This window comes from Pseudomonas sp. NPDC087614 (assembly GCF_044743485.1).
In the GTDB taxonomy this organism is placed as follows: Bacteria; Pseudomonadota; Gammaproteobacteria; order Pseudomonadales; family Pseudomonadaceae; genus Aquipseudomonas; species Aquipseudomonas baetica_A.
Genome location: NZ_JBIUWN010000021.1, coordinates 1 through 2934 on the forward strand (window position 1 = coordinate 1; position 2934 = coordinate 2934).

General features: G+C 58.0%; 2 protein-coding genes and 1 pseudogene. All 3 read left to right on the forward strand.

All coding sequences use genetic code 11. The features are described 5' to 3' along the window. Positions 1-211: 211 nt before the first annotated feature. A complete protein-coding gene (murJ, locus tag ACIOWA_RS10765) occupies positions 212-1750 on the forward strand; it encodes a murein biosynthesis integral membrane protein MurJ (protein ID WP_339432767.1) in 1539 nt (512 codons plus the stop codon). Between the two features lie 129 nt (positions 1751-1879). Continuing rightward, entirely contained in the window at positions 1880-2818 is a 939-nt protein-coding gene (gene ribF, locus ACIOWA_RS10770; RefSeq protein WP_339432768.1) for a bifunctional riboflavin kinase/FAD synthetase, read from the forward strand. Positions 2819-2831: 13 nt separating this feature from the next. Further along, positions 2832-2934 (forward strand): annotated as a pseudogene (locus ACIOWA_RS10775) (hypothetical protein); the annotation flags it as partial.

Below are 2934 nucleotides of genomic sequence, written 5' to 3' on the forward strand. Positions count from 1 at the left end.
CGCAACAGTACAGAGCCAAAGCTCGCGAGTTTACAGGTCAAGGGCGCTTGAAACGTTCCGCTAAGTGGTAGGTATAAAGAGGCGGGATATTTATTTCCGGCGCTTGACCTGTAAACTCGCGAGCTTTGGCTCTGTGCTGTTGCGGCGCAGAGTATCGCACAAGTAGGCGCATTGTTCGCCTGCTGTTTATCGACAGGCACAAATTCCCTCAATGAATCTGCTCAAATCGTTGGCCGCCGTCAGCTCTATCACGATGCTTTCGCGGGTTCTCGGGTTCGTCCGTGACACGCTCATCGCCCGTATATTCGGGGCCGGGATGGCGACGGACGCCTTCTTTATTGCCTTCAAGCTGCCTAATCTGCTTCGGCGAATCTTCGCGGAGGGTGCGTTCTCTCAGGCTTTTGTGCCGATTCTGGCCGAATACAAAAGCCAGAAAGGCGAGGAGGCGACGCGCACCTTTATTGCTTACGTGTCGGGGTTGCTGACCTTGGTGCTGGCGCTGGTAACGGCGCTGGGCATGATCGCCGCGCCGTGGGTGATCTGGGCGACAGCTCCCGGTTTTACCGACACGCCGGAAAAATTCCAGCTGACCTCAGACCTTTTGCGGGTGACCTTTCCTTACATATTGCTGATCTCCCTGTCCTCGCTGGCCGGTGCGATCCTCAATACCTGGAACCGTTTCTCGGTGCCGGCATTCGTACCGACCCTGCTCAACGTCAGCATGATCGTGTTTGCGCTGTTCCTGACGCCATACTTCGATCCGCCAGTCATGGCCTTGGGCTGGGCGGTGCTGGTGGGCGGTCTGGCGCAGTTGCTTTATCAACTGCCGCACCTGAAGAAGATCGGCATGTTGGTCCTGCCGCGCCTGAATCTGCGCGATACCGGCGTCTGGCGAGTGATGAAGCAGATGCTGCCGGCGATCCTGGGGGTGTCGGTCAGTCAGATTTCGCTGATCATCAACACCATCTTCGCCTCGTTTCTGGTCGCAGGTTCGGTGTCGTGGATGTATTACGCTGACCGTTTGATGGAGTTGCCGTCCGGCGTGCTGGGTGTGGCGCTGGGTACCATCCTGCTGCCGACCTTGGCCAAAACCTACGCCAGCAAGGATCGCCACGAATATTCGCGGATTCTCGACTGGGGGCTTCGTCTGTGCTTTGTGCTGGTGCTGCCGTGCTCGCTGGCGCTGGGGATTCTCGCCGAGCCGTTGACCGTTTCGTTGTTCCAGTACGGCCAGTTCAGTGGCTTTGATGCTGAAATGACCCAGCGCGCGTTGATTGCCTATTCGGTGGGCCTGCTCGGGATCATCGTGATCAAAGTACTGGCCCCGGGTTTTTATGCGCAACAGAACATTCGCACTCCGGTGAAAATCGCAATTTTCACGCTGATCGTCACGCAACTGTTCAACCTTGTTTTGATTGGTCCGTTGGCTCACGCCGGCCTGGCGTTGGCGATCAGTGCCGGCGCCTGCCTGAATGCCGGGTTGCTGTTCTATCAACTGCGCAAACAGCAGATGTACCAGCCGCAGCCAGGCTGGGCCAGGTTCGGCTTCAAACTGGTGGTGGCGGTGGCGGTGATGTCGGCGGTGTTGTTGATTGGCATGCATTTCATGCCAGCCTGGGATCAGGGGCACATGCTTGAACGCTTCCTGCGTCTGGGGGCCTTGGTGGCAGCCGGCGTAGTTGCGTATTTTGGTATGTTGCTGCTGCTCGGTTTTCGTCTGCGCGACTTCAATCGCAAAGCCTTGAGCTGAGGTTTTACCCTTTATGAGCGGGCACGGGCCGGCAGTTTTGTCGGCTCGATCACTTTGCGTTACGGTGTTGCCTGTCGTCGGCCGTCGGGTGTGGTTATAATCGACCACTTTATGAGCAAGAAGCGCGTTATGCAGCTGGTTCGAGGCCTCCACAACTTGCGCCCCCAGCATCGGGGCTGCGTCGCCACTATTGGCAACTTTGACGGTGTTCACCGTGGTCACCAGGCTATCCTGGCCCGACTGCGTGAGCGTGCGCTCGAGTTGGGCGTACCCAGCTGCGTGGTGATTTTCGAGCCGCAGCCACGGGAATTTTTTGCGCCCGAGACCGCACCGGCGCGTCTGGCACGGCTACGCGACAAGCTGCAACTGCTGGCGGCCGAAGGTGTTGACCGGGTGTTATGCCTGGCCTTCAACCAGCGTCTGAGCAAGCTCAGCGCCAGTGAGTTCGTCGACACCATTCTGGTAGACGGCCTCGGCGTACAGCATCTGGAGGTCGGTGATGACTTCCGCTTCGGCTGCGACCGCCTCGGTGATTTCGATTTCCTGTTGCAGGCCGGGCAGGTCCACGGTTTTAGCGTCGAAGCTGCACAAACCGTCGAGCTGGACGGCATTCGCGTCAGCAGCACTCAGGTGCGCAACGCATTGGCCGCCGCCGATTTTGCCCTGGCCGAACGCTTGCTCGGCCGCCCTTACCGCATCGTCGGTCGCGTGCTGCATGGCCAGAAACTGGCCCGGCAACTGGGGACGCCCACTGCCAATATTCAACTCAAGCGTCGTCGCGTGCCGTTTACCGGGGTGTATCTGGTGGATGTGGATATCGACGGCAAGACCTGGCCCGGCGTCGCCAATATCGGCGTGCGGCCCACGGTGCAAGGTGATGGCAAGGCCCACCTTGAAGTCCATCTTTTAGATTTTGCCGGCGATCTGTATGACCGGCGTTTGACGGTGGTTTTCCACCAAAAGCTGCGTGAAGAGCAGCGATTTGCCTCCCTGGAGGCGCTGAAAACGGCGATCAATGCGGATGTCGCCACCGCCCGTGCACTAGCCGCACCTAGCGCCCATCGCTAATGAAGAGCCTTAAATGACCGACTATAAAGCCACGCTAAACCTTCATGAAATATAATTCCCAATGAAGGCCGGCATGAAACAGAGCGAAGAGATGTTATTTCTTATGTGGTATATTT